Annotated in this window: 28 protein-coding genes; 13 read left to right on the forward strand and 15 right to left on the reverse strand. The window is 65.6% G+C overall.

Annotation, left to right across the window (positions count from 1 at the left end; all coding sequences use genetic code 11):
- Window positions 1-178 precede the first annotated feature (178 nt).
- From rplI to XcyCFBP4188_RS09125, 4 genes are all read right to left on the reverse strand, one after another.
- The gene (gene rplI / locus XcyCFBP4188_RS09110; protein WP_006451584.1) at window positions 179-628 is read right to left on the reverse strand and encodes a 50S ribosomal protein L9; all 450 of its coding nucleotides are present in this window, start codon (window positions 626-628) and stop codon (window positions 179-181) included.
- A gap of 187 nt (window positions 629-815) precedes the next feature.
- Window positions 816-1,046: a 30S ribosomal protein S18 gene (rpsR, locus tag XcyCFBP4188_RS09115; RefSeq protein ID WP_005991243.1), complete on the reverse strand. Its 231-nt coding sequence runs from the start codon at window positions 1,044-1,046 to the stop codon at window positions 816-818.
- Between the two features lie 11 nt (window positions 1,047-1,057).
- Complete coding sequence (gene rpsF / locus XcyCFBP4188_RS09120; protein ID WP_006451585.1) at window positions 1,058-1,492, reverse strand: 30S ribosomal protein S6; 435 nt, start codon at window positions 1,490-1,492, stop codon at window positions 1,058-1,060.
- A gap of 361 nt (window positions 1,493-1,853) precedes the next feature.
- Window positions 1,854-2,192, reverse strand: a complete 339-nt coding sequence (locus XcyCFBP4188_RS09125) for a HesB/IscA family protein (RefSeq protein ID WP_006451586.1) — start codon at window positions 2,190-2,192, stop codon at window positions 1,854-1,856.
- Window positions 2,193-2,399: 207 nt separating this feature from the next.
- On the opposite strand from XcyCFBP4188_RS09125, the gene asnS reads away from it, so the two are divergent.
- The 12 genes from asnS to XcyCFBP4188_RS09190 all read left to right on the forward strand — a co-directional run bounded on the left by asnS (window position 2,400) and on the right by XcyCFBP4188_RS09190 (window position 14,698).
- Window positions 2,400-3,794, forward strand: coding sequence for an asparagine--tRNA ligase (gene asnS, locus XcyCFBP4188_RS09135; protein WP_006451588.1), 1,395 nt, complete (start codon window positions 2,400-2,402; stop codon window positions 3,792-3,794).
- A gap of 117 nt (window positions 3,795-3,911) precedes the next feature.
- Window positions 3,912-4,217 (forward strand): hypothetical protein, encoded by a 306-nt coding sequence (locus XcyCFBP4188_RS09140; RefSeq protein WP_006451589.1) that lies wholly within the window; start codon window positions 3,912-3,914, stop codon window positions 4,215-4,217.
- Window positions 4,214-4,540 (forward strand): hypothetical protein, encoded by a 327-nt coding sequence (locus XcyCFBP4188_RS09145; RefSeq protein WP_006451590.1) that lies wholly within the window; start codon window positions 4,214-4,216, stop codon window positions 4,538-4,540. Before XcyCFBP4188_RS09140 ends, XcyCFBP4188_RS09145 begins: the two co-directional genes overlap by 4 nt.
- A 1-nt stretch (window position 4,541) precedes the next feature.
- Complete coding sequence (locus XcyCFBP4188_RS09150) at window positions 4,542-5,180, forward strand: FMN-binding negative transcriptional regulator (RefSeq protein ID WP_043909668.1); 639 nt, start codon at window positions 4,542-4,544, stop codon at window positions 5,178-5,180.
- Between the two features lie 91 nt (window positions 5,181-5,271).
- Window positions 5,272-5,934 (forward strand): carbonate dehydratase, encoded by a 663-nt coding sequence (gene can, locus XcyCFBP4188_RS09155; RefSeq protein ID WP_046932819.1) that lies wholly within the window; start codon window positions 5,272-5,274, stop codon window positions 5,932-5,934.
- Between the two features lie 88 nt (window positions 5,935-6,022).
- Window positions 6,023-6,553, forward strand: a complete 531-nt coding sequence (locus tag XcyCFBP4188_RS09160; RefSeq protein ID WP_006450277.1) for a 3-hydroxyanthranilate 3,4-dioxygenase — start codon at window positions 6,023-6,025, stop codon at window positions 6,551-6,553.
- A 218-nt stretch (window positions 6,554-6,771) separates the two neighbouring features.
- Window positions 6,772-8,913, forward strand: coding sequence for an FUSC family protein (locus XcyCFBP4188_RS09165; protein WP_046932821.1), 2,142 nt, complete (start codon window positions 6,772-6,774; stop codon window positions 8,911-8,913).
- A gap of 35 nt (window positions 8,914-8,948) precedes the next feature.
- A complete protein-coding gene (gene kynU / locus XcyCFBP4188_RS09170) occupies window positions 8,949-10,220 on the forward strand; it encodes a kynureninase (protein ID WP_006450279.1) in 1,272 nt (423 codons plus the stop codon).
- A gap of 171 nt (window positions 10,221-10,391) precedes the next feature.
- Window positions 10,392-11,759, forward strand: a complete 1,368-nt coding sequence (locus XcyCFBP4188_RS09175; protein ID WP_006450280.1) for an FAD-dependent oxidoreductase — start codon at window positions 10,392-10,394, stop codon at window positions 11,757-11,759.
- 119 nt (window positions 11,760-11,878) lie between these two features.
- Complete coding sequence (gene sbcB / locus XcyCFBP4188_RS09180) at window positions 11,879-13,324, forward strand: exodeoxyribonuclease I (protein WP_104591979.1); 1,446 nt, start codon at window positions 11,879-11,881, stop codon at window positions 13,322-13,324.
- Entirely contained in the window at window positions 13,321-14,007 is a 687-nt protein-coding gene (locus XcyCFBP4188_RS09185; protein ID WP_006450282.1) for a DUF2461 domain-containing protein, read from the forward strand. Before sbcB ends, XcyCFBP4188_RS09185 begins: the two co-directional genes overlap by 4 nt.
- Window positions 14,008-14,131: 124 nt before the next feature.
- Window positions 14,132-14,698, forward strand: coding sequence for a DUF2939 domain-containing protein (locus XcyCFBP4188_RS09190; RefSeq protein WP_043908592.1), 567 nt, complete (start codon window positions 14,132-14,134; stop codon window positions 14,696-14,698).
- An 80-nt stretch (window positions 14,699-14,778) separates the two neighbouring features.
- Here XcyCFBP4188_RS09190 and XcyCFBP4188_RS09195 read toward each other — a convergent pair whose 3' ends face one another.
- From XcyCFBP4188_RS09195 to XcyCFBP4188_RS09235, 8 genes are all read right to left on the reverse strand, one after another.
- Window positions 14,779-15,522, reverse strand: coding sequence for a spermine/spermidine synthase domain-containing protein (locus XcyCFBP4188_RS09195; protein ID WP_043908566.1), 744 nt, complete (start codon window positions 15,520-15,522; stop codon window positions 14,779-14,781).
- Window positions 15,519-16,484, reverse strand: a complete 966-nt coding sequence (locus XcyCFBP4188_RS09200; protein ID WP_006450285.1) for a 5'-nucleotidase — start codon at window positions 16,482-16,484, stop codon at window positions 15,519-15,521. The genes XcyCFBP4188_RS09195 and XcyCFBP4188_RS09200 overlap by 4 nt, the downstream gene beginning before the upstream one ends.
- A 173-nt stretch (window positions 16,485-16,657) precedes the next feature.
- Entirely contained in the window at window positions 16,658-17,434 is a 777-nt protein-coding gene (locus XcyCFBP4188_RS09205; RefSeq protein WP_006450286.1) for an NAD kinase, read from the reverse strand.
- A 206-nt stretch (window positions 17,435-17,640) separates the two neighbouring features.
- Window positions 17,641-19,776 (reverse strand): bifunctional 23S rRNA (guanine(2069)-N(7))-methyltransferase RlmK/23S rRNA (guanine(2445)-N(2))-methyltransferase RlmL, encoded by a 2,136-nt coding sequence (gene rlmKL / locus XcyCFBP4188_RS09210; protein WP_006450287.1) that lies wholly within the window; start codon window positions 19,774-19,776, stop codon window positions 17,641-17,643.
- A gap of 166 nt (window positions 19,777-19,942) precedes the next feature.
- Complete coding sequence (locus tag XcyCFBP4188_RS09220; RefSeq protein ID WP_043908595.1) at window positions 19,943-21,556, reverse strand: ABC-F family ATP-binding cassette domain-containing protein; 1,614 nt, start codon at window positions 21,554-21,556, stop codon at window positions 19,943-19,945.
- Between the two features lie 183 nt (window positions 21,557-21,739).
- The gene (locus XcyCFBP4188_RS09225) at window positions 21,740-22,246 is read right to left on the reverse strand and encodes a GNAT family N-acetyltransferase (RefSeq protein WP_104591992.1); all 507 of its coding nucleotides are present in this window, start codon (window positions 22,244-22,246) and stop codon (window positions 21,740-21,742) included.
- A gap of 40 nt (window positions 22,247-22,286) precedes the next feature.
- Complete coding sequence (locus XcyCFBP4188_RS09230) at window positions 22,287-22,814, reverse strand: alpha/beta hydrolase (protein ID WP_006450290.1); 528 nt, start codon at window positions 22,812-22,814, stop codon at window positions 22,287-22,289.
- Window positions 22,811-23,302 (reverse strand): MOSC domain-containing protein, encoded by a 492-nt coding sequence (locus XcyCFBP4188_RS09235; RefSeq protein WP_006450291.1) that lies wholly within the window; start codon window positions 23,300-23,302, stop codon window positions 22,811-22,813. Before XcyCFBP4188_RS09235 ends, XcyCFBP4188_RS09230 begins: the two co-directional genes overlap by 4 nt.
- A 23-nt stretch (window positions 23,303-23,325) precedes the next feature.
- Between XcyCFBP4188_RS09235 and XcyCFBP4188_RS09240 the strand changes: the two genes are divergently transcribed.
- A complete protein-coding gene (locus tag XcyCFBP4188_RS09240) occupies window positions 23,326-23,901 on the forward strand; it encodes an N-acetylmuramoyl-L-alanine amidase (protein WP_006450292.1) in 576 nt (191 codons plus the stop codon).
- A 9-nt stretch (window positions 23,902-23,910) separates the two neighbouring features.
- Here the strand turns inward: XcyCFBP4188_RS09240 and XcyCFBP4188_RS09245 are convergent, their stop codons facing one another.
- From XcyCFBP4188_RS09245 to XcyCFBP4188_RS09255, 3 genes are all read right to left on the reverse strand, one after another.
- Window positions 23,911-24,864, reverse strand: coding sequence for a DUF1684 domain-containing protein (locus tag XcyCFBP4188_RS09245; RefSeq protein ID WP_006450293.1), 954 nt, complete (start codon window positions 24,862-24,864; stop codon window positions 23,911-23,913).
- A 92-nt stretch (window positions 24,865-24,956) separates the two neighbouring features.
- Complete coding sequence (locus tag XcyCFBP4188_RS09250) at window positions 24,957-25,829, reverse strand: sulfurtransferase (protein ID WP_104591980.1); 873 nt, start codon at window positions 25,827-25,829, stop codon at window positions 24,957-24,959.
- Entirely contained in the window at window positions 25,826-26,623 is a 798-nt protein-coding gene (locus XcyCFBP4188_RS09255; RefSeq protein WP_104591981.1) for a CoA pyrophosphatase, read from the reverse strand. The genes XcyCFBP4188_RS09250 and XcyCFBP4188_RS09255 overlap by 4 nt, the downstream gene beginning before the upstream one ends.
- Window positions 26,624-26,645 lie beyond the last annotated feature (22 nt).

Below are 26,645 nucleotides of genomic sequence, written 5' to 3' on the forward strand. Positions count from 1 at the left end.
AAGCCGGCAGGCGCTTTTTCCTGTGAAGCCAGTCCCTAAACCCTTGATCCACAAGATCAGCAGGCCGTGGAACCGGCAATGGAGCATGAGTATAACGGGCCGGCCATCGCTGGCGGCGGCGCCATAAAGACGAAGGGCGCCTAACAAGGCGCCCTTCGGATACAGCGTGCGGCGTGGATCAGGCGTCGGATTCGACGATGACCTTGACCGAGGTTTCCACATCGGCGTGCAGGTGCAGCACAACGTCGTACTCGCCGACATTGCGGAATGCGCCTTCGCCCAGGATCACTTCGCTCTTTTCCAGCGGCAGGCCGGCGGCGGTGAACGCCTCGGCGATGTCGCGCGGGCCGACCGAACCGTACAGCTTGCCTTCGGTGGACGCATGCGCACCGATGGTGACGCTGGCGCCTTCGAACTTAGTGGCGCGGCTCTGTGCATCGGCCAGAATGCTGTTGGCCTTGGCTTCGTAATCGGCACGCTTGGTTTCGAACGCTTCCACGTTCGCAGCGGTGGCCGGCACGGCCTTACCCTGCGGCACGAGGAAATTGCGGCCGTAACCCGGCTTGACGCTGACCTTGTCGCCCAGGTTGCCCAGGTTGGTCACTTTCTGCAGAAGAATCAGATCCATGGTGGTGCTCCGTTATTCGTTAGCGCCGGCACTTGGCTGGCGCAACGGGTGCTGTCCGAAAAGACGGGGATTCGGGAATCGGGATTTGGGAATCGCAAGAGCACGATCAACACCGCATCTCGAATGACCGGCCTCTATATTCTAATAACCCGCACATGGATGTGCGGGCTCTTCCGAGGGACTCGGATTAGACGTCGTGATTGTCCGTGTACGGAATCAGCGCCAGGAAACGCGAGCGCTTGACGGCCGTCGCCAGCTGACGCTGGTACTTGGACTTGGTACCGGTCACGCGGCTCGGCACGATCTTGCCGTTCTCGGTGAGGTACTGACGCAGGGTGTTGAGATCCTTGTAATCGATCTCTTTCACGCCTTCGGCGGTGAACTTGCAGAACTTGCGACGACGGAAGAACTTGGACATGACAGCGCTCCTTAAGCGGCTTCGGCGTTGTCGCCGTCGGTATCGGTGGCGGCAGGTGCAGCATCGCCCTCATCGTCATCACGACGACGACGCTCGCTACGCTCGGGCTTGTCGCCCTTCTCGTCCTTGCTCTTCATGATCAGCGACTGCTCGGTGTCCGGGCCATCGCGCTTGACGACCAGGTGACGCAGCACCGCATCGTTGAAGCGGAAGCTTTCCACCAGCTCGCTCAGCACGGCCTGGTCGACTTCGATGTTGAGCAGCACGTAGTGCGCCTTCACCAGGTTCTGGATCGGGTAGGCCAGCTGACGACGGCCCCAGTCTTCCAGACGGTGGATGGTGCCGTTACCGCCCTCGATCAGCGACTTGTAGCGCTCGATCATGGCCGGGACCTGCTCGCTCTGATCCGGATGGACCAGGAACACGACTTCGTAATGACGACTCATGTTGTTATTACCTTTCGGATGTGGCCACGTGGGCCGGACAGCTCCCCGGTGAACCGCGCAAGGCGGCCGGTGGAGCAAGGGCTCCTGCCCGGAACCGGGTAGGAAGCAGGAAAGTATCGCAGTTCAGGCGCTTAGCCGCAACCGGCTGTGCCGGCGACCAGGCATTACGAATGTGATGTCTGCGCAGTGACTGCTTAAGCCCCTCTCCCGCCGGGAGAGGGGTTGGGGTGAGGGTACGGGGCAAAGCCACTCATGTCGTTCAGCCACGCGAGGCTTCGCCCGTACCCTCATCCGCCCCTTTGGGGCACCTTCTCCCGGTGGGAGAAGGAAACACTCCGGCGCCGCTTGGCTCAGGTCGCGCTCAGCGGTGCTCGGCTGCCGTCGTGAAGCTCTCGCCGCAGCCGCACTCGGCGGTGGCATTGGGATTGCTGAAGGTGAACGTCTCGCTCAGGCCGTGCTTGCCGAAGTCGATGCAGGTGCCATCCACCAGCGGCAGGCTGGTCGGGTCCACGAAAATGCGCACCCCGTCCTGCTCGAACACCGCATCGTCATCGCGCTGGTCGCGCGCCAGGTCGGTGATATGGCCCCAGCCCGAGCAACCGGTCTTGGTCACGCCGAAGCGCAACCCCAGCGTCCCCGGGGTCTGCTGCACGAAACGCTGCACGCGCTCCAGCGCGGCGGGGGTGAGGCTGATGGCCATGGAGGCGCTCCGAAAAACAATGGTGGCAAGTATAGCGAGGCCGCAACAAACGAGGCGGCGTCCTCAGCTGCGGCACCTCCCTCAGATGGGGACGCAGCAAGCCTGCAACAAGCACCTCGACCCACAAGCGGTTCAGATGCTCGCGCCAGCGCGCCCGCAGCCAGTAAACTCGCAGACCATTCAAAGTCGCTACGGCGAGGACAAGTCATGACGGTGGTCAGCGTTGAACATGCGCTTGCGGGGAAACTCCCCGAAGGCGGCGAAGTCACGGTACGGGGGTGGGTGCGCACGCTGCGCGGATCTGCCGGACTGGCCTTCATCAACGTGACCGATGGCTCGTGCTTCGCTCCGATCCAGGTAGTGGCCAACGACACGTTGCCCAATTTCGACGAGGTCAAGCGTCTGACCAGTGGCTGCTCGCTGATCGCCAAGGGCGTGCTGGTCAAGTCGCAGGGCAAGGGCCAGTCGTTCGAGATCCAGGCCAGCGGCGTCGAGATCGTCGGTTGGGTCGAGGACCCGCTGACCTACCCGATCCAGCCCAAGCCGATGTCGCCGGAGTTCCTGCGCGAAGTGGCGCATCTGCGCCCGCGCACCAATCTGTTCGGTGCGGTCACGCGTATCCGCAACTGTCTGGCGCAGGCGGTGCACCGCTTCTTCCATCAGAACGGCTTCAACTGGATCAGCACCCCGATCGTGACCACGTCCGACGCCGAAGGTGCCGGGCAGATGTTCCGCGTCTCGACCCTGGACATGGCCAACCTGCCGCGCAACGAGAAGGGCGAGGTCGATTTCAGCCGCGACTTCTTCGGCAAGGAAACCTTCCTCACCGTGTCCGGCCAGCTCAACGTGGAGGCGTATTGCCTGGCGCTGAGCAAGGTCTACACCTTCGGCCCGACCTTCCGCGCCGAAAACAGCCATACCACGCGCCATCTGGCCGAGTTCTGGATGATCGAGCCGGAAATCGCCTTCGCCGATCTGGCCGAAGACGCGCGCCTGGCCGAGCAATTCCTCAAGTACCTGTTCCGCGCGGTGCTGGACGAGCGCGGCGACGATCTGGCCTTCCTGGCCGAGCGCGTAGAAAAGAACGCAATCAGCAAGCTGGAAGCCTTCATCAATGCCCCGTTCGAGCAGATCGATTACACCGAAGCGGTGAAGCTGCTGCAGAACTCCGGCAAGAAGTTCGACTTCCCGGTCGAATGGGGCCTGGACCTGCAGACCGAACACGAACGCTGGCTGACCGAAGAACATATCGGCCGTCCGGTGGTGGTGACCAACTATCCAGAGCACATCAAGGCCTTCTACATGCGCCTGAACGACGACGGCAAGACCGTTGCGGCGATGGACGTGCTGGCACCGGGCATTGGCGAGATCATCGGCGGCAGCCAGCGCGAAGAGCGCCTGGATGTACTGGATGCACGCATGGCGCAATTCGGCCTGGATAAGGAGCACTACAGCTGGTACCGCGATTTCCGTCGCTATGGCTCGGTGCCGCATGCCGGCTTCGGCCTGGGGTTCGAGCGGCTGGTGGTGTATGTGTGCGGGCTGAGCAATATCCGCGATGCCATCCCCTACCCGCGCGCGCCGGGCAGCGCCGAGTTCTGATGTGACCACTGCTGCGTCCCTGGCGATCAGGCACCGTCCACCAGGGACGCAGACGTGCGTGGCCCACCTCACTGCACGTATCAGCCGCTTCGACGCCCCGCCCCAGGAGCACTCCACATGACGCTGTTCTTCGCACTGTGTTTTGTCGGTGTCGCAGTGGCCGGGCTCACCGCGTTGCTGATCTTCTGGCCGCTGACGCTGGTGCATATGCGCGACCGTCACCCGGAGGCATTGGCCAGCTTCGGCGACCCGGCCTTCATCAGTCCCACCGCGCTGCGCTGGTTGCTGACGCGGCGCTACCGCAGCCACCGCGACAGCGCGCTGTCCGGTCTGGCCACTCCCGCCTGGCTGTCGCTGCTCACCATCTTTTTCGGCCTGGGCATGGCGGCCCTGCTCGGCCTGCTTTCCAAGGTAATGCAATGAATACGTACGAAGACACTGCCCAGGGCGAACAGGATTCCTGGTGGCTGGCCACGATCGGCCGTACGCTGATCTGGGCACGCCTGCGCGTCAATGAGGCAGGCACCGCCGAGGTGCTGGATAGCGACGGCAAGACGCTGCCCTACGACAGCGAAGACAGCGCCCGTGCGGCCTTGTTCGATGCCGAATTCGTCTCGCTCGACGGGTTGGACGAAGAAGACGCGCTGATGCGCGGTTTCTCGCTCAACGAAGTCTCGCCGCCGCGCGGCGAAGACGATGCGGATCTGCGCGAACGCATGGTCGTGACCCTGGGTGGCCGCGCCTGACATGTACGCCCCACGCGCGTTTGTGCAGACCGATCTGGCCTTGCTGGACTGGCTGATCGCGCGCGACCCGTTCGTCACTCTGATCAGCCAGGGCGAGGACGGCCAGCCGGCAATCACGCATCTGCCGGTGCTGTACCAACGCGATGCGCAGGCCGTGATCATCGAAGGCCACTGGGCGCGCCCCAACCCGCAGGCACGCCAGTCCGGCGATGCGGTGATCGTGGTGCAGGGACCGCACGCCTACGTGTCGCCCAGCTGGTATCTGGACAAGGAGCCTGCCGCGCGCGTGCCGACCTGGAATTACGCGGTAGCGCATCTGCATGGCCGTTGCAGCCAGATCACCGATGAGCGGGAAGTCGGCGATCTGATCGGCCGCATGAGCGCGCATTTCGAACAGCGTGTGGGCAGTGATTGGTTGTTCGAGATGGAGCGCGACAGCCACCGCCGGCAACTGCGCGGCCTGGTCGGTTTTCGCTTCGTGCCCAGCCGCATCGAGCTCACCTTCAAGCTCAGTCAGAACCATCCGGCCGGTAATGTCGCTGCGGTCAGCGATGCGCTGGAACAACAAGCCTCCAGCGAGTCACGCGAGCTGGCCACGCTGATGCGCGATGCCTTGCGCGCACGCGATGGCACCGCCTGACCGGCACGGCACACAGTCGATTTCTGCACCACCGCTTTATGGCTCCTCTCTCGAACACACTCTGCCCTCTTTCCTCTGGAATACTGCGCGCATGAACGAGCTCAACCATTTACTCGCAAACAACCAGGCCTGGTCCGAGCGCATCCGTCGCGAAGACCCGGAATTCTTCTCCAAGCTGTCCACCCAGCAGACGCCGGAATATCTGTGGATCGGCTGCTCGGATTCGCGCGTGCCGGCCAACCAGATCATCGACATGGCGCCGGGCGAGGTATTCGTGCACCGCAATATCGCCAACGTGGTGGTGCACACCGATCTGAATTGCCTGTCGGTGATCCAGTTCGCCGTGGACGTGCTCAAGGTCAAGCACGTGCTGGTGGTGGGCCATTACGGTTGCGGCGGCGTCTTCGCCAGCCTCACCCAGAAGCGCATGGGCCTGGTCGACAACTGGATCCGCCACGTCACCGATGTGGCCGACAAGCATGAAGTCTGTCTGCACGATGCCGGCGACTTGCCGGCGCAGCACGCACGGCTATGCGAGCTCAATGTGCTGGAACAGGTGGTCAATGTCTGCCGCACCACCATCGTGCGCGATGCATGGGAACGCGGCCAGGACCTGTGCGTGCATGGCTGGGTCTATAGCCTGCGCGATGGCCGCGTGCACGATCTGGGCATGTCGATCGACCGCTCCGAGCTGCTGCAGGAGCGTTACGACACGGCGCTGGCGCAGATACAGGCCGATCACACCGAACGCTGAGTCGCACCTCGCGCCTCACCCACCACGGCGGCGCCCATCGGCGCCGTCGGTTGGCTATGCTGGAGGTCTTCTTTGCCGAGGAACGTCCATGCTGGTCCCGCCGATCAACCTGCATGCCTGGATCGAACAATACCGCCACCTGCTCAAACCGCCGGTGGGCAACAAGTGCATCCAGCAGGACGGCTTCATCATCATGATCGTCGGTGGGCCGAATGCGCGCACCGATTATCACTATGACGAAGGCCCGGAGTGGTTCTTCCAGCTCGAAGGCGAGATGGTGCTGAAGGTGCAGGACGAAGGCGTGGCACGCGACATTCCGATCCGCGCCGGCGAAATCTTTCTACTGCCACCGAAGGTGCCGCACTCGCCGCAGCGCGCGGCCGGCTCGATCGGTCTGGTGATCGAGCGCGAGCGCTTGCCCAACGAGCAGGACGGCTTACAGTGGTATTGCCCGCAGTGCAATCACAAACTGTACGAGGCGATGTTTCCGCTGCAGAACATCGAAACCGATTTTCCGCCGGTGTTCGATCATTTTTACCGCTCGCTTGCGCTGCGCACCTGCACCCAGTGCGGGCACGTGCATCCGGCGCCCGAGCGTTATGCCGCAACTGAGGCGTAAGTGGCGCAGAGGGTGACGATGCAGAACACGCGTAGCGGGAGGCGCTCGACAGCGCTCGAACGACAGTGGCCGATGCGCGTGCCGTGCAGCGAGGCTGCAATGGCAGGCGACGCAGCGACCGCACGCCGGCCAACAACACGCCTGTCTTTCATCCGCACAACTGTCATCCGCGCAGACGCGCAACGTGCCTGCCGATCGAACGCACTGCCACCGATGCCATGCTGCGCGCACTGATCGACCTCAAACCACGCGACGTGCCGCTGCGTGTCGCGCTCCGCAACACCGCCGCAGTGGTGCTGCCGCTGGCGGTGGGCGTGGCCACCGGGCATGTCGCTGCGGGTCTGGCGGTGTGCACCGGCGCGCTCAACACCATGTTCACCGACCAGCCCGGCCCGTATCGCGCGCGCCTGCAACGCATGTTGATGGCCGCGCTGGCCGCCGGTGCGGCCGCATTGCTGGGCATCTGGGTCGGCCACAACACCCCTGCCCTGGTGGTCGCCGGCCTGTTGCTCGGCCTGGGCGGCGGGCTGCTGGTGGCGCTCGGCCCGGTGGCGGCGCGCGTGGGCCTGACCAGCATGATCCTGCTGGTGGTCAGCGCCGATATGCGCTTGCCGATCGCGCAGGCACCGGGCGTAGCCGCGCTGATCTTCGCCGGCGGCCTGCTCCAGGTCGTGCTGGCATTGGCCGCGTGGCCGCTGCAACGCTATCGCCCGGAACGCTTCGCACTGGCCGATCTGATGCGCCAGCTGGCAGGCATCGCACGCCAGCGCCCCGAAGCCAGCGCCGCGCCGCCGGCAACGCAGGAAGTGCTCGATGCGATGGTGATGCTGCACGGCGAACATCGCTCGCGCGCGATCGCCGTGCAGAGCTTTCGCATCATTGCCGAGCTCTGCGATCGGGTACGGCTGGAGCTGCTGTCGCTGGCCGATGCCGACACGCGCCTGACAGATTCGCAAGCACGTCCTGCGATCGAGCGCGTGCTCGAACGCAGCGCCATCGTGCTGGAACAACTCGCACACGCAATGACGGTGGGCGAAGACCCGTTAGCGGCGGATTCCTCGATGACCGGCTTCGACGATCTGGTCGCGGCCCTGGCGCAGTTTCAGCACGACAACGCCGACACCCGCGAACGCCGGCTGGTGCGTGTGGCGGTGGCGCGCGCGCAAGGCCTGGGCGGTCAGTTGCGTGCCCTGATCCGCAATGCGCACTGGGCCAGCAGCCGTGGCGAGATCCAGGCGCAGTTGGCCGAAGCGCGTTTACCTGCGGCACTCAGGCCCGCCGCAACCTTGGCCACCTTACGCGCAAATCTGGATCTGTCCTCGGTGGCGTTTCGGCATGCGTTGCGTTGCGGCGTGTGTCTGGCACTGGCGATCGCCTTCCAGCGTTGGCAGCAGATTCCGCACGGCTTCTGGATTCCGATGACCACCGCCATCGTGCTCAAGCCGGATTTCGGCGGCACTTTCAGCTTCGGCGCCTTGCGTGTGGCAGGTACCTTCGTCGGCTTGTTGGTGGCCACGTTACTCGCCCATTTTGCGATGGATGGCGCCAGCATCCGGCTGGCGTTGCTGGCGCTGTTTTGCCTGGGTTTCCGCTTGTTGACGCAGGTGAATTACGGTATCGGCGTCGCGTTTCTGACCGGCATGCTGGTGCTGTTGCTGTCGTTCGAAGGCCTGGCACCGGGCGACGCCATCGGTGCGCGTCTGCAGGCAACGGTGGCCGGCAGCGCATGGGCGTTGATCGCCTATGCGTTGTGGCCCACGCGCGAGCGCCGGCATATCCGCGCATCGCTGGCGCAACTGCTCAGCGCGTATCGCGATCATCTGCGCCATCTGTTGCTCGGCCAGATGGAGGATTTAAGCGATACCCGCGCCGCCGCACGTGTGGCACGTACCAATGCGCAGGCCTCGATCGAACGTCTGCGCGGCGAGCCACGCAGCCGGCGCAATCTGCACGAACTCAAACTCGCCGAATCGCTGCTGGCCAACGGCAACCGGCTGATCCGCGCCACCTTGTCGCTGGAAGCGGTGCTGCGCGATGGCCACCCTTTACCCACGCTGGCGGCATTGCCTGCATTTGCAGAACAGGCCGATCAGGCGCTGTCGGACCTGATCGACTGCCTGATCCACGGCGGCATCCCCGCAGCGGCTACCTTGCGCAGCGCCGAGCGCCGTTTGTCCGATGCGTTGGCCGCGCTGCCCGACAACTCGCCCACCACCGCTGCACTGGCCGACACCGTCGACCGCATCACCGACAGCATCGGCACGTTGACCCATCTGTTGCGCCCGGCCCGACCAGCGTCAACCGGTGCCTCTGCAGAGGCACCGACCGTGCATGACGGCGCACCCACCGCCGGCGGGTAAACTGACCTCACCGACCCGCGCTGCGAGCCTTGACGATGACCGACCCGCTGTCCCGCGCCCATGCCCTTGCACTCGACGCCGCCGACCCGCTGCGCCGCCTGCGCGATGCGTTCGTGTTCCCGCAGCATGGCGGCCAGGATCAAACCTATTTCGTCGGCAATTCGCTGGGCCTGCAGCCGCGCGCCGCGCGCGTAATGGTCGCCGAAGTGCTCGACCAGTGGGGCGCACTCGCAGTGGAAGGCCACTTCACCGGCCCCACCCAGTGGTTGACCTATCACCAGCTGGTGCGCGATGGTCTGGCGCGCGTGGTCGGCGCACTGCCCGGCGAAGTCGTCGCGATGAACACGCTGAGCGTCAATCTGCATCTGATGATGGCCAGCTTTTACCGCCCCACGCCCGAGCGCGGCGCGATCCTGATCGAAGCCGGTGCGTTTCCGTCCGACCGCCATGCGGTGGAATCGCAACTGCGCCTGCATGGGCTGGATCCGGCCACGCACCTGATCGAAGTGGAAGCCGATGAGCCAAACGGCACCTTGTCGATGGCGGCGATTGCCGAAGCCATCGCATTGCATGGCCCGCGTCTGGCGTTGGTGCTGTGGCCCGGCATCCAGTACCGCACCGGCCAGGCCTTCGACCTGGGCGACATCGCGCGTTTGGCGCGCGCGCAAGGCGCCGCGGTGGGTTTCGATCTGGCGCATGCGGTCGGCAATATCGCGCTGACGCTGCACGACGACGGCGCGGATTTCGCGGTGTGGTGCCACTACAAATATCTCAACGCAGGGCCCGGTGCGGTGGGCGGTTGTTTCGTGCACGAACGCCACGCCAACAGCGACCTGCCGCGCATGGCCGGTTGGTGGGGGCACGAACAGCAGACCCGTTTTCGCATGGACCCGCAGTTCGTGCCCTCGCCCGGTGCCGAAGGCTGGCAGCTGAGCAATCCGCCGGTACTGGCGCTGGCCCCGCTGCGTGCGTCGCTTGATGTGTTCGACAAGGCCGGCATGCCTGCGTTGCGTGCGAAATCCGAGCAGCTCACCGGCCATCTGGAACAGTTGATCCACGCACGCGTGCCGCAGGTGCTGCAGATCGTCACCCCGTCCGACCCTGCGCAGCGTGGCTGCCAGCTGTCGCTGCGGGTGGCCGGCGGGCGCGCGCAAGGGCGCTCGCTGTTCGAGTATCTGCAGTCGGTCGGCGTGCTTGGCGACTGGCGCGAGCCGGACGTGATCCGCATCGCACCGGTGCCGCTGTACAACCGCTTCTGCGATCTGCACCGGTTGGTCGAGCAGGTGGAAACCTGGGCCGCTGCCTGAGCACGTACAGCACAGACTGTGCCATCGAACAGATCCGCGCGTGAGCCGGAACCGGCACACGCGCACGTACACTCCAAGCCCGCACCTGGCTGACCGGCTTGCGCTGTTGTCAGCCGCTTCATTTTCTTCCTCTTCGCCGGCACCCGCGTCCGGCCGCTGCCGGATACCGCATTGAGCGCAGTCTCTCCTCGTTCCCTGACACTGATCGGCGCTGGACTGGCCGGTTGCCTGCTGGCCATCCTGTTGTCGCGTCGCGGCTGGCAGGTCACCGTCTATGAGCGCCGCGGCGATCCGCGCATCAAGGGCTACGAGTCCGGCCGCTCGATCAACCTGGCGCTGGCCGAACGCGGCCGCCACGCGCTACGCCAGGCCGGCGCCGAAGACGCAGTAATGGCCAAGGCGGTGATGATGCGCGGGCGCATGGTGCATCCGCTGGTTGGCGAGCCGCAGCTGCAACGCTACGGGCGCGACGACAGCGAAGTGATCTGGTCGATCCACCGCGCCGCATTGAACGTCGCATTGCTGGATCTGGCCGAACAGGCCGGTGCACGTGTGCATTTCTACCGCCGCCTGCACACGGTGGACTTCGATGCCGGCTACGCGCGTTTCATCGACGACCGCGACGACCAGCCGCACGAGATCCACTTCCAGAGCCTGATCGGCAGCGATGGCGCCGGCTCGGCACTGCGCGCGGCGATGCAGCGCAAATCGCCATTGGGCGAGCGCATCGAATTTCTGGATCACTCGTACAAGGAGCTGGAAATTCCGCCGTTACCAGGCGGCGGTTTCCGCATCGAACGCAACGCGCTGCACATCTGGCCACGCGGGCGTTACATGTGCATCGCGCTGCCCAACGATGGCGGCACCTTCACCGTCACGCTATTTCTGCCCAACACGGGCGAGCCGAGCTTTGCCACCACGCGCACCGGCGACGAAGCGCTGGCCTTGTTCGCGCGCGACTTCCCGGATGCCTTGCCGCTGATTCCGCAGCTCAAGGAGCATTGGGAAGAACATCCGCCCGGGCTGCTCGGCACCTTGACGCTGGACCGCTGGCATCTGGACGGCCGCGCATTGCTGATCGGCGACGCCGCGCATGCGATGGTGCCGTTCCACGGCCAGGGCATGAATTGCGCCTTCGAAGACTGCGTGGCATTGGCGGAGCAGCTGGACGCGCACGACGATCTCGAAACCGCGTTTGCCGCGTTCGAAGCGGCGCGCCGCGACGATGCGGCAGCGATCCAGCAGATGGCGCTGGAAAACTATCTGGAAATGCGCGACCGCGTCGGCGATGCCGCGTTCCTGCTGCAACGCGCGCTGGAACAGGAACTGCAGACACGCTGGCCCACCCGCTTCGTGCCGCATTACACCATGGTGACCTTCCTGCGCACGCGCTATTCGATCGCCCTGGCGCGCAGCGAGATCCAGCGCGAGATCCTGGTCGAAGCCACGCGCGGGCACACCGATCTGTCGCGCATCGACTGGGCCGCGCTGGAAGCGGTCGTGCATGCGCGTCTTGAGCCATTGGAAGGCGCGCACTGATCCCTTGCACTGATCGTCGCGCACAGGCCTGCGTCAGCGAGCCGGCGTGCGGATGAGAGATACTAGCCAGCACTGGCGGCGCCCTCCGCAGCGCGCCGCGGATCTGGATTTGATACGGCATGCCTGACAGCTTTCTCTTCTACGACCTGGAAACCTTCGGCCAGGATCCGCGCCGCACGCGCATCGCGCAGTTCGCCGCCGTGCGCACCGATGCGCAACTGCGCGTGATCGAAGAGCCGATCAGTTTCTACGTGCAACCGGCCGACGATCTGCTGCCCTCCCCGTACGCGACCATGGTCACCGGCATCACCCCGCAGCACGCGCTGCGCGAAGGCGTGAGCGAGGCCGAAGCGTTTGCGCGCATTTCCGAACAGATGAGCCGGCCGCAGACCTGCACGTTGGGCTACAACTCGATCCGCTTCGATGACGAGTTCGTGCGCTGCGGTCTGTTCCGCAATTTCTACGATCCCTACGAGCGCGAGTGGCGCGGCGTCAATTCGCGTTGGGATCTGCTCGATGTGTTACGGCTGGTGCATGCCCTGCGCCCGGATGGCATCGTCTGGCCGCAGCGCGAAGACGGCGCCACCTCGTTCAAGCTCGAACACCTGGCCGATGCCAACGCGGTGCGCGAAGGCGATGCGCACGAAGCGCTCTCGGACGTGTACGCCACCATCGGCATGGCGCGCAGATTCCAGCAACATCAACCGAAATTATGGGAGTACGCGCTGCGTCTGCGCGACAAGCGCTTTGCGGCGACGTTGCTGGATGTCATCGCCATGCAGCCGGTACTGCATATTTCGCAGCGCTATCCCGCCGCGCGCATGTGCGCCGCCGCAGTGCTGCCGCTGACGCGCCATCCGCGCATCGACAGCCGCGTGATCGTGTTCGACCTGGACGGCGATCCGGAAGTGCTGTTGCGCCTGAGCCCGGATGAGATCGCCGACCGGTTGTATATCCGCGCCGCCGACCTGCCCGAAGGCGAGCAGCGCATTCCGCTGAAAGAGGTGCATCTGAACAAGTCGCCGGCGTTGGTGGCCTGGCAACACTTGCGGGAAGCGGATTTCCAGCGCCTGGGCATCGACCACGACGCGGTGTTGGCCAAAGCCGCGCGCCTGCGCGAACTCGGCCCCGAGCTCGCCGAAAAAGTGCGCCAGGTGTACGGCAACGAGCGCGCTGCGGCACCAGCGGTCAACGACGCCGATGCCTCGCTCTACGACGGCTTCCTGGCCGAAGGCGACAAGCGCCTGCTGGCGCAGGTGCGTGCCAGTGCGCCGGCCGAACTGGGCGCGCTGGAATCGCGCTTTCGCGACCCGCGCCTGATCGAGTTGCTGTTCCGCTACCGCGCGCGCAACTGGCCGCAGACGCTGTCGTTCGAAGAGCAGGAACGCTGGAACGTGTACCGCCGCCAGCGCCTGCTAGAAGACCGTGGTTTGGGCGAAGTCACGCTCGACCAGTTCCATGCGCAGATCGCGGATTTACGGCTTGCTCACCCCGACGATGCTACCAAGCAAGCCCTACTCGACCAGCTCGCCGCCTGGGGTTCGGACCTCCAACGCACGCTATGACCACCTATTTTTCCGACGCCAGCTTCAAGTTTTTGCGCGCCCTGGCCCGCCACAACGACAAGACCTGGTTCAACGACCACCGGCATCAGTACGAGGCGCACGTGCGCCAACCGTTTTTGCAGCTCATCACCGACCTGCAGCCGGCGCTAGCCGAGGTCAGCGAACACTATCGCGCCGATCCCAAGACCCAGGGCGGTTCGCTGTTTCGTATCTACCGCGATGCACGGTTTTCCAACGACAAATCGCCGTACAAGAACTGGCAAGGCGCGCGCCTGTTTCATGAGCGCCGCCGCCAGGTGCCGGCGCCCTCGTTCTACCTCCATCTGCAGCCGGGCGAGAGCTTTGTCGGTGCGGGGTTGTGGCACCCTGAGCCGGATACCCAGCGCAAGCTACGCCAGTTCATTTTCGACAATCCCGCCAACTGGAAAGCGGCCGCGTACGAACCCAAACTGCGCCGCAAATTCGCGCTGGACGACAGCGAAAAACTGGTGCGTGCACCGCGCGGATTCCCCAACGAGTTCGAGTTCATCGACGATCTCAAGCATCGCAATTGGGCCTATCTGCGGCATCTGGAGGACACCATCATGACCGGCCCGCGCCTGCGCCAGACCATCGAAGCGGATCTGGTGGTGCTGGCGCCGTTTGTCGATTATCTGTGCGCCGCACTGGATCTGGAATTTTGATGCAGCGCGCAGCGCAGGCAGCGATGCAAGCTGCACCGGCCATCGGCGTGAGCTGGCGGTTTTCCACTGCGTGGCGCTGTATCTCGCGATCTCGCCTGCCACCACCAGCAATGGAATGCACACCATGAAAAAACGCTGGTTGCTAGTGCCTGTGCTGGCCGTGCTGCTACTGGCCAGTTATGTCGTTGCAGGCCCGTACCTGGCCATTCGCGGCATCAGTGAGGCAGTCGCCAATCGCGATGCCGGGCAGCTGGAACGCCACGTGGATTTCCCCAGCCTGCGGGTCAACCTCAAGGCGCAGCTGGACGATTATCTGATTCGCCAGGCCGGCAGCAGCATGCAATCGAGCCTGCTCGGCGGGTTCGCCTTGCAGCTTGCCAGTGGCATCAGCGGCGCCGGCGTGGACACGCTGGTCACCCCGCTCGGCATCGGTGCATTGCTGCAAGGCCATAGCGTGTGGAATCGCGTCACTGGCGAGACCGTCAGCCCGGATACCTATGCGGCGCCAGCGCCGGCGCGTCCGCTGCAAGGCGCCGAGCAGCGCTTCGAATCCACCCGCCGCTTCACCGCGACCACGCGCACCGCAACCGGAGCGCCGGTGGTCTTCGTGCTGACCCGACAAGGCTTGCGTTGGCGGCTGACCGATATCCAGTTGCCGCTGGCTGACTCCGGGAATTCGCTCACCCCGTAACGGTGCGCTTGCAGGCGCGACTGTAGTTTCCTACATCACGCCCGCTTGCAACGAGTGTCAAACCGCCCAGCTAGAGCGGCTTACGCATACCGCCAGGCCCGTTCCATCCATGCCGCCTGCAGCCGCAGCATCGCCGGCCGCAACTGCCGACGCGCCGACCACGGCAACGACGCCAACGCCTGCTCCGCAGTGCCCGGCGTGCGTTTGCCATTCCAGGCGTACAGCACCTGATTGCGCAGATCCGGTTCGGGCAACAGCAGCACCCGCCCATCGAAGACATCGCGCAGCTTGGCCAGATGCCCGGCAAGCGGCACCTGAAACAGGTTCAACGCCAGCACACCGCTGGGCGTCAGCGCAGTGCGGCAATCGGCGTAGAACTCATGCGTGCACAGCGCGGGCGGAATGCCGTCGGCATCGTAAGCATCCAACAGCAACAGGTCGTAGCGCCCTGCGCGCGTGCCGATCCACTGCGCACCATCGCCGTGCGTAACCTCAAGCCGCGCATCGTCGCGCGGCACGGCAAACGCATCGCGCAACGCCAGCACCTGCGCATCGGCGTCCACCGCCTCGATGCGCGTGCTGCGCAGATAACGATGGCAGAACTTGGCCTGCGCGCCGCCGCCAAATCCAACAATGCCGATGCGCTCGGGACGCGGCTGCAGCCATAACGCAGCCAGCATGCCGCGCGTGTACGGCAGCATCAGCCGAGACGGCGCCCAGCGCGACATGCGGGTCTGCACGGTGTCGTCGGCGAAATACAGCTCCAACTGACGCCAGCTGGAGCGCAGTGCGGCGCGTGCAGACGGCTTCGGTGCGTCGCTCACCTGCTCGGCGGATCGTTGGCCACGCCATGCGGCACATGACCGGCCGCCACATGCTGATGCTGGCGCGCACTGTCGATGTTGTGCTGCGAATCGTCGAAGAAGATATCCGCACCAAACGCCTCCAGAAACGGCCCCTTGTGCCGCCCACCGAGGAACAAAGCCTCGTCCAGACGCACGCCCCATTCGCGCAAGGTGCGGATCACCCGCTCATGCGCCGGTGCCGAGCGCGCAGTGACCAGCGCAGTACGGATCGGCGACGCCTCACCCGGCGGAAATGCCGCCTGCAGCGTGTGCAGCGCAGACAGAAAATTGCGGAACGGCCCGACCGACAGTGGCTCGCGCGCGCGTTCGCGCTCGTGGCGTCCAAACGCCTCCACGCCCTGCTCGCGCGAAATACGCTCGCTCTCGTCGCCAAAGATCACTGCATCGCCGTCGAAGGCGATACGCAGCTGCGTCGGCAAGCGGCTCTCGTCGTTGTCCACGATCGCCGCTGCGGCTTCGGCACGTTCGCCCGGCGCGCGCGGCATGATGGTCGCCGCCGCAATGCCATGGGTGAGTGCACGCCGCACCGATTCCGGATTGGCCGACAGAAACAGATCGGTGCCGAACGGCTTCACGTACGGCCAGGTCGGCTGCCCGGAGGTGAAGGTCGCACGCACGATGCCCAGGTTGTAGTGCTGGATCGAATTGAAGATGCGCAAGCCGGTATCGGCGGAATTGCGCGACAACAAGATCACTTCCACCCGCGGCGCGTCTTCGGGCACATCGTGGTTGAGCGCCAGCAGCTTGCGCACCACCGGGAATGCCACGCCCGGCTCCAGGATGTCGTCCTCATGCTCGCGCTGGAACGCCGAATACGCCTCCACACCATCGGCCTCGAACAGCGCGTGGCCTTCTTCGAGGTCGAACAGCGCGCGCGAGGTGACCGCGACGGTCAGGAGCCTGGGGGAGTTGTCAGTCATTGTGGGGCCGGGGTTTGGGATTCGGGATTTGGGATTGGTTTGAAGCAGGAACCGTAGGTCGGGAGTTGATCGCCCATCCGCACAGCATCGTAGCGCGTGCGAGCGATTCCAAAGACGACGTGCCGCGCTGCTGCCGTTGCCAATCCCCAATCCCGAATCCCAATCCCCGCCCCTCACACCGCAAACTGCTCGCTGAAAATGCGCTCTTCCAGATTGTGTTCGGGATCGAACAGTAGCGTTACCTGGCGCTGGGTGGACTCGCGGATGGTCACTTCGATCACGTCGCGGATCTCGTGCGAATCGGCGGTGACGCTGACCGGGCGCTTGTACGGGTCCAGCACGCGGAAGCACACTTCGGTATCGGCCTTGAGAATGGCGCCGCGCCACCGACGCGGGCGATACGGGGCGATCGGCGTCAGTGCCAGCGTGTGCGAGCCCAGCGGCAGAATCGGCCCGTGCGCGGAATAGTTGTACGCGGTGCTGCCGGCTGGCGTGGCGACCATCACCCCGTCGCCGATCAGCTCGGCGATGCGGGTCTGACCATTTAGATCCACACTCAGATGCGCGGCCTGGCGGGTCTGGCGCAGCAGCGAGACCTCGTTGTAGGCCAGCGACACCGTGCTGGCACCGGACTCGGTCTGCACCTGCATTTCCAGTGGGCGCAGATGCGCCGGCTCGGCACGTTGCAGGCGCGCGAGCAGGTCGTCTTCGTCGTCGCGGTACTGGTTCATCAAAAACCCGACCGAGCCCAGCTTCATGCCGAACACCGGCTTGCTGGCAGCGCCATGCCGGTGCAAGGTCTGCAGCATGAAGCCGTCGCCGCCCAGGGCGCAGACGATGTCGGCGGTGGCCAGCGGATGATCGCCATAGCGCTGCACAAGATGGGCGCGCGCGGTCACCGCCGGCTCGGCGTGACTGGCGAGAAAGGCGATGCGGGGTGGTGCGGTCATCGTTGACTCCAAAGCATGCGAATCAGCATACCGCAGCGCTGTGCCGGGCTTGTTGCGGCCACGCCCTGCCCTCGCATGCCCGGCCGCGATTGCGCCTGCGTGATCAAGCGCCGCCGGTGGTGCGGCGCACGGCAGCCAGCCAAGCGCAGGCGATACCAGGCGCGCAACGCGCACACCGCCCGGTCAGACGCGACCGGGCCACTTCATCACGCCGTCAACCGCCACGCCCGATGGATCCGCGCATGCCGCTCAAAATCCGGATCGATGGTGCGCGGGCTGATTTCCTCGCACTGCGCGAACTCGGCCACCAGTTCCTCGTCCAGCTTGAAGCGGCGGAAGTTGTTGGAGAAATACAGCACCCCGCCCGGCGCCAGACGCGCCACCGCCGCGCGCAACAGCCGCACATGCTCGCGCTGGATATCGAAGTCTTCCGCGCGTGCTGAGTTGGAGAAGGTCGGCGGGTCGCAGAAGATCACGTCGAAATGCGCGCGCTCGGCTTCCAGCCAGGCCAGCGCGTCTGCCTGCACCAGCTTGTGCTTGCTGCCGGCCTGGCCGTTCAGGGCCAGGTTGTCGGCGCACCACTGCAGATAGGTACCGGACAGATCCACGCTGGTGGTGGAGCTCGCACCCGCCACCGCCGCCTGCACACTGGCCACGCCGGTGTAGCAGAACAGATTGAGGAAGCGCCGCCCCTTGGATTGCGTGGCCATGGTGCCGCGCAACGGGCGATGGTCCAGAAACAGGCCGGTATCCAGGTAGTCGAACAGATTCACCCGCAGCAGCGCGCCGTGCTCGCGCACATTGATGACCTCATTGCGCTGCTCGAAGCGGCCGTACTTGCTGCCGCCCTTGCCGCGCTCGCGCGATTTGAGCGCCACGCGCTCGCCCGGCACCTCGAACACCTCGCGTGCAGCGGCCAGCAGTTCGCCCAGACGACGGCGCACATCGGCTTCGGGAATCGTCGCCGGCGCGGCGTATTCCTGCACATGCAGAAACACGCGGCGATCGCCATCGGCTTGCTGATACACGTCGATGGCGGCGGAATATTCCGGCAGATCGGCGTCATAGACGCGGAAGCATTCGATGCCTTCGCGCGCGCGCCACTTCTTGAACTTCTGCAGATTCTTGCGCAAACGGTTTGCGACCATCTGCGCACCTTCGCTGAGCGCGGTCGGCGCCGCCAGCGGGGTGCGCCGCGGGACTGCGATCGGGTCGCAGACGATCAGTGCGCATTCGATCGCGCCGTTGAACAGCTGATACTTCTTGCCCGCACGCAGGCCGGTGGCATACGCCAGCTCGGCGTTGCCGCAGAGCAGGCTGGCCCGCCATTGCGGCACGGCGCGCTGCAAGGTATCGCCCAGGCGGCGATACAGCGCCGCGTCGGCGGCCAGGCGTTCGTCGTAAGGCGGATTGCACACCACCACGCCGGTGGCCTGCGGCGGGGTCTGCAGATCGCCCACCTCGCGCACGCCGAACCAGATCGCCTCGGCCACGCCGGCCACCTGCGCATTTTCCTTGGCCGCGCGGATCGCATGCGGGTCCATATCGCTGCCGTGGATCACCTGCTTGAGCGCGGCGCGGCCGAGAGTGTCGCGCTCGCGCGCTTCACTCACCAGCTGTTGCCAGCCCTCGCGGTCGAAGCCGCGCCAGCGGCTGGGGAGATCGCTGCCATAGCGTTGCAGGCCGGGTGCGACATCGGCGGCCATCAGCGCGCCTTCGATCAACAAGGTGCCGCTGCCGCACATCGGATCCAGCAGGCCGCCGCCCTCGGCGTACGCGCGCGGCCAGCCGGCGCGCAGCAGCACGGCTGCCGCCAGGTTCTCCTTCAGCGGCGCTTCGTTCTGCGCCATGCGCCAGCCGCGCCGATGCAGCGGGCCGCCACCCAGATCCACCGAGATGGTGGCGCGGCCCTTGCGCAGCGACAGGTTCAGACGCAGATCCGGGCTCTCCAGATCTACCGACGGGCGCTCCAGGCCCTGCCGGCGCATGGTGTCGACCACCGCATCCTTGATGCGCTGCGCCGCATAGCGGGCGTGCGTGATCGCAGTGCCGGAGACATGCGCATCCACCGACAGCGTGTGGCCGACAGACAGATGCTCGTCCCACGGCAACTCGGAAACGCCAGCGTAGAGCGCGTCCTCGTCCGGGCAATCGAACTCGTTCAACGGCCACAGCACGCGGCTGGCCAGGCGCGACCATAGGACAGCGCGCTGCGCGTCGCGCATGTCGCCTTCGACGTTGACGCCGGAGATGGTGGCAGTGGCCTTGCTGGCACCGAGCGACAGCAGCTCGTCGGCAAGCAGGTATTCCAGGCCTTTGGCACAGGATGCGAAGAATTTCACGTAGGCAGGTATCGATGGAGACGCTGGCCGTCGTGGCGAGCGTGAGAGCAGGACGCTGGGCCGGCGCCGTGGAGGGCAATGCCGTGGCCGCCGCGGGCGGGGCGCAAATGGTCAGCCATCGGCGCCGGCTTTACCAGCCCGGCGGCCGCATCGCCCGCTACGCGGTTCACCACGGTGCCAGCCGCCACTGCGCTTGCGCAGTATCCAGGCGCTGCCGCAGGCCCAGCCGCTGCAGGAAGGCGGCATCGTGCGAGGCGACGATCAGCGCCCCCTGGTAGCCGCGCAGCAGCGCCTCGATCGCCTTCACCGAGGCCAGATCCAGATGGTTGGTCGGCTCGTCCAGCAACAGCAGTTGCGCCGGCTGCGCCCGGTACAGCGCAAAGGCCAGCGCGGCCTTGAGCCGTTGGCCGCCGCTGAGCTGGCCGGTGGGCAGGTCGGCACGCTGCTGGTCCAGCCCCAGCAACGCCAGCCGCAGGCGCTGTGCGTGGGCTGGTGCGCCTGGGTCGGCAGCGTGCAATTGCGCAGCGGCCGAGCGCGCCGGGTCCAGCAGCCCCAGGTCCTGATCCAGATAGGCCACCGGCACATGCACCTCGCAATGTCCTGCGCTCGGCTGCAGGTGCCCGGCCAACAACCGCAGCAACGAGGACTTGCCGCTGCCATTGGGGCCGACCAGGCCAATCCGCGCCTGCCCATGCAACAACAGATCCACCCAACGCCCGCCCAGCCGCTCGTCGGCCAGTTCCACCTGCTGCAGCGTGGCCAACCGTCGCGACGCACCGGCTGGCGCTGTCGGCGCCAGCACGGCGATCGCGGGATCGGCCTCCACCTGCGCTGCGGCCTGCACCACCGACTCGCTCAGCCGTGCCTGTTTGGCCTGACGTTGCTGCTGCAGCCGCCCGGCGCTGTTTTCGCTGCGTTGCTTCTGCCCGCCGAGCAGGATCGCCGCTTGATTGGCCTGCCCGGCAGCACGGCCGCCGCGTGCCTGGCGTTGTTGCTGACGCTGCTGCTGCTCGCGCAGCGCCTGCTCGCCGCGTGCGCGTGCGTGTTTGCGCTCGGCCAGCAGATCGCTGGCCGCCTGCCGTTCCAGCGCGCGTTGCCGGGCATAGAACGCGTAATTGCCGCCATAACTGCGCAACCCGTGCGGCAACAGTTCCAGGATGCGCTGCATCGCCTCGAGCAAGCTGCGGTCATGGCTGATCACCACCAGGCCACCGCTCCACGCCTGCAGGTGATCCATCAGCCGCTGGCGTCGCGGGCCATCCAGATGATTGCTGGGCTCATCCAGAATCAACAGATCCGGCTGGGCCAGAAATGCACCGGCCAACGCCACGCGCATCGCTTCGCCGCCGCTGAGTTGCGCCGCCGGTGCATATGGATCGCGCCCGCCCAAGCCTTGTCGCTCCAGTTCTGCGGCAAATTGCGCATGCGCGCTCCAGCGCTCGCCAACCAGGTCGAAATCGGCTGGCGCCACACTGCCAGCAGCGATCCTGTCCAGCGCGTCCAGCAACGGCGCAATGCCTGCCAACTCGGCAATGGTTTGTCCAGGCGCAACGCTCACCCGCTGCGGCAGGTAATACACGCTGCCGCTGCGCACGCAGCGCCCGGCACTGGGCAGCAACTCACCGGCCAACAGCCGCCCAAGCACACTCTTGCCCACGCCATTGCGCCCGACCAGGCCAGTAGGGCGCTGGTCGATGTGAATCGTCAGATCAGAAAACAGCGGGCTGCCATCGGGCAGCAGATACGCAACGCTCTCCAGCGTCAGCGACGAACAGGTCATACGTGTCTCCATTGCATGCCAACACGCACCGATCCAAGCAGACCAGCAGCGGGTAAGGCCGTCATCACGACGGCGGCATCAATGGCGCATTGGACCAATCCTCAATGAGTTGCTGTGCGACCAGTATAAACCTGCAGGTGGTGCGACGACGCCCGTGCAGCGCTGGGCGCAAGCAAACTTGCCTCAACCCAGCCCGAAGGCCGGGTGATAAGACACATCGGCCAGCGGCAGCAACCGATCACCGAAAGCCAGCGCCTGCAGCTCGGACACCGGGACGTCGGGCAATACCAGGCCCGGTTCCACCGCAAACCCCAGACGTTTAAAAAACGCCGGTTCGCCCAGTGCCAGACAACCGGCTGCACCGCGCTCGCGCAAGTTCGCCAGTGCAGATTGCACCAGGCGCGTACCCAGGCCCTGGCGCTGATGCCCCGGCCTGATCGCCAGCGGACCCAGCGCGTGCCAGCCTGGCGAGTCGTCCGACAACGACACCGGCGATACCGCCAGATGCCCGACCACATAGCCGTCGTGGTCGGCCACCAACGACAACGCCAGCGCGCCGTCGTTGCGCAACGCGGCAATCACGTGTTGCTCGTCATGGCGGCTGTGGTCGGAGCGCATGAACGCCACCATCGTCAGCAATTCGATCGCTGCGGCATCGCCGTCGCTCGCTTCGCGGATCAACACATCCATCGGCAACTCCGCATGCAGCACGCAATCAGGTGCGGACGCATCACAGACTCTGCAACAGTTCGGCGAAGGCACGCGCCGACGCGTCCACATGCGCCGCCAACCGATGTTCGTCGTCCACCAGCAACAAGCGCGCATTGCGCGCCTGCGCCCAGGCGATCACATCGGCAGCAGGAATCAATTCATCGCGCCAGGCATGCACGATCGAAATCGGCACGGCCGCCGCATCCAGCGCCGGCAATGGCCCCATCCTGGTCGGCGGCACCATCAGAAACAACCCACGCGTTGGCACCTGCAACGACGCCTGGGCGGCGATATACGAGCCCAGGCTGGAACCGACCAGCACCAACGGGCCCTTGTCGGCCGCTGCACGCGCGATCTCCAGCAGGCGTTGCAGCCGGCCTTGCACATCACCGAGCGAACTCACCTCACGGCGCGCGTCCAGATCGGTGTAGTCCGGGCGCTCGTGGGTCCAGCCCAACTGCTCGGCGACGTCGGCCAGTGCGGTGACTTTCAACGCGTCGGGGCCACTTTCGAACCCGTGCGACAGGATGCAATGACCGCGGCTCATAGCGCCTGCACCGTATCGCCGATGCGCAGCACGCCGCCACGCAGGATGCGCGCGCACAGCCCGCCATGCCCGCGCATCGCGTTGTAGCCGCCCGCGCCCAGCGCATCTTCCATGCGCGAGCACGGGTCGCAGGGGTCGGTGCCTTCCAGCTCGACATCGCCGATGCGGAAGCGCCGCCCTTTCAAGGCGGTCAGCGGGATGCCGGATACCACCAGATTGCGCCGCAACGTGGCCGGCGCGATGGTCGCGTAGCCAGCCAGCGCTGCAATCGCCGGCAGATGCTCGGCCTGGATCAAGGTCACGCCCCGCTTGCCGCTGCCGCCTTTGTAGCGGTCGCCCACCAAGCCAATGCCGGTGGTGGCCTGCGCCGCATCCACCGCGATCATGTCCACGTCGCGTGCCGGGCGTACACCGATCCAGGTCACCTGACCGATCTGCGGCAGCGTTGACATCAATTTGCCCAAAGGGCTGTCGGGATTCAAAGCCATCGTCGAATGCTAGCATCCGCCCCATGTCCGATGCCGTCCTTCCGTCTCCGCCGATCACCTACGCGCCGTTGTCCTACGAATCCCGGCTGGCGCGACGTGCGCTCACACAGATCGACATGGTGGTCATCCACTGTACCGAATTGCCCGACATGGCAATGGCGCGTGAATATGGCGAACGCGTGCTCTACGACAGCGGCACCGGCAACAGCGGGCATTACTACATCGACCGCAACGGCAGCATCCAGCAATACGTCGCACTCGAACGCGTGGCCCATCACGTGCGCGGCCATAACCCGCATACGCTGGGCATCGAACTGGTCAATAGCGGCCGCTATCCGCATTGGCTGGACTCGCGTTACCAGGTCATGACCGAGCCCTATCCCAACGCGCAAATCGTCGCGCTGATCACCCTGCTGCAATGGCTGCAACAGCAGCTGCCATCGATCAGCCGCATCGCCGGTCATCAGGCACTGGACACCACCCAGGAAGCGGCCAGCGACGATCCATCGCGCAAGATTCAACGCAAGCTCGACCCCGGCCCCATGTTTCCATGGCCGCGCATCGAAGCGGCAGTGACGTGGTCGCACACACCCCGCTAAGCGCGGCGCTCAGCGCTCCGGCGCGCGATAGGTTTTCTCGCCTGCATTCACTGCGACATCCAGCCGATTTTCCGGTGGCGCGATCGGGCAGACCACGTGCGGCGTCAACGCGCAGGGCGGATTTTCGGCCAGATTGAAGTCCAGCACGATGCGGCCGTCGAGTGGCGCAGCGGTGTAGAGATAACGCGCACCGCCATAACTTTCCTTGCCGCTGGTGCGGTCGGCGAACAGGAAAAACAGGCCCTCCCCACCCTCCTGCGCCAGCGCCTGCAAGCGGTACTCGTGGCCATGGCGCGAAAACACCGCCTCGCCCGGTATATCGACCGTGAGCGGGGTGCCGATCGAGGTCAACAAGGTGGTCGTGCGTGGCGTGGAATAGGCCTCCCAGCGCGCCTGGAGGCGCCACCGTGGATCGGTTGGGAAATAGTCCAGCCCATCGACTTGGGTCAGCGCCGGCGCAGCCGGATCGCGAAAACGCCAGCCGAACAAACTGCCGGTCTGCACCAGATAGAACTGCCGGCCCTCCACGTCCAGGCGATCGCCACGCTGCCCTGCACGCTCCGGTTCCAACATGACGCGATCGATGCGCTGCCCGTTCAATGTCACCGGCGCACCGGCGGCCGCTTCAAAGTGCACACGGCCATCGGTGTCCAGCGTCAGCTGCCCCAACTGCGCGGGACCGGCCGGCAACACGATGTCGCTCTGCGGATCGCTGCCCACGCGGTACTGACCAGCACGCACGCGCCCGGAGCCGGTGTAGCTCAGCCAGCCATCGGGCGCACGCAAACGCGTCAGACGCTGTGCCCGCGCACGCTCAAGCTCGACCTGATACACCGCGCGCGCGTCGCTTTGTCCACGACCGGCCAGACGCGCATCGTTGACGCCAGTGGTCGAACCCGCCGAACACGCGGCCATCAACCACGCCGCAACGCAGAGCGCGCCGATCTGTAACTGCAACCGCATGAGTCACCCAACACTGCGAGAAACTGCGCTCCGCGCAGCGAACCTGCGTCCCCACAGGTCACCGTTCCTGTCGCTATTGTGCCTGCAATCGGTCAGGCAGTGGTCGCGACCGGACGTGCCGGGTCCCGCAACCAGCCGCTCCACGAGCCGGCGTAGACACGCGCGCCAGACAGACCGGCCACTTCCAATGCCAGCAGCAAATGGCAGGCAGTCACGCCCGATCCGCACATCACCACCGCGTGCTCGGGTGGAGTTGCACCCAGCAGCGCAGACAGCTCCGCACGTAATTCGTCTGCCGGCTTGAAACGGCCATCGCGCAGGCTAACACCCAATGGGCGACTCACCGCACCAGGCACATGCCCGGCCACCGGATCGACCGGCTCCACCTCGCCGCGAAAACGCTCGCCGGCACGCGCATCCAGCAGCCATCCCGGCGCCTGATCCAGACGCGCCAAAAGTTGCTCGGCCTCGACCACCGCAGCGTTATCGAAGCTGCCCGGATACGCCGCGCCAGCGTGCAATGCAGGCGGCTCGATACGTTCCGGCAATCCGGCAGCGCGCCACGCGGCCAATCCGCCATCCAGTACCGCCACGCGACGATGCCCCATCAATCGCAGCATCCACCACGCACGCGCGGCGGCCATGCTGCCGTCGGCAGCGTCGTAGACCACGACCTGACTGTCCGGATCGATACCCCATTCGCCCAGCCGCTTGGCGAAGGCCGCGCTGTGCGGCAGCGGATGCCGCCCCTGACCAGGCCGCGACAGATCGGCCAGATCGTCATTGAGATCGGCGTAATGTGCGCCCGGCAAATGTCCCTGCGCATACGCGTTGCGCGCTGCATCCGGGTCCGGCGCAGTCGGCGGCGCGGCGCGGGCGTCCAGCAGCCGTAGCTGTGGATGGTGCAACGCGGCCGCCAAGGTGGCGCTATCGACCAGCGTGGTCCAGTCGGGATCAACACTCATGCAACCTGCTCCAGGCGACGACGAAGATTGAGAAGAATGGCAGCGGTCGCGCCCCAGATACGCTGGCCCGGCCAATCGTATTCGAGCACACGGCGTGGCCGGCCGCGGAACTCCAGCTCCACGCTGCGCAGATTGTCCGGGTCCATCAGATACGCCAACGGCACCTCGAACACATCGGCCACTTCGTCCGGCTGCGGCACCGCCACAAACGCCGGGTCGATCACCGCAACCACCGGCGTCACGCGAAACCCGCTCACGGTCAAAAACGGATCCAGATAACCCAATGCATGCACTTGATCTGCGCCGAGCGCGATTTCTTCGCAACTCTCGCGCAGCGCCGCAGCCGCCGCATCGGCATCGGAAGGCTCGATCCGCCCACCGGGAAAACTGACCTGCCCGGCGTGATGGCGCAGGCTGTCGGTGCGTCGGGTCAACAGCACCATGCTGCCGTGCTCGCGTGGAATCAGACCGCACAACACCGCCGCTTCGGCAGAGGCGCCGCCTTCGGTCAGATCGATCAATTCGGCATGGTTCCAACCCGGCCCATCGGGCGCGGTGTCCAGCGGATACAGCGCACGCCGCAGCTGCGCGCATTCGGGCAGCCGCGCCGCCAATTCGCGCGCAGGCAGAACCGTCTGCAGATATGTCCGGCGTTCGGCGTCGCTCATGCTCATCCAGCGTGCAATTTCATCCAGGCTGCGCAGGCAGCCGACACAGTGCGACTGCGCGTCCAACGAACATACACCGATACATGGGCTGGGCAGACTGCCGTCGTTCGAATCGGTGTCGGTCATCGCTCGCTCCTGCCGCCCCGCA

The organism is Xanthomonas hortorum pv. cynarae (assembly GCF_002939985.1).
In the GTDB taxonomy this organism is placed as follows: domain Bacteria; phylum Pseudomonadota; class Gammaproteobacteria; order Xanthomonadales; family Xanthomonadaceae; genus Xanthomonas; species Xanthomonas hortorum_D.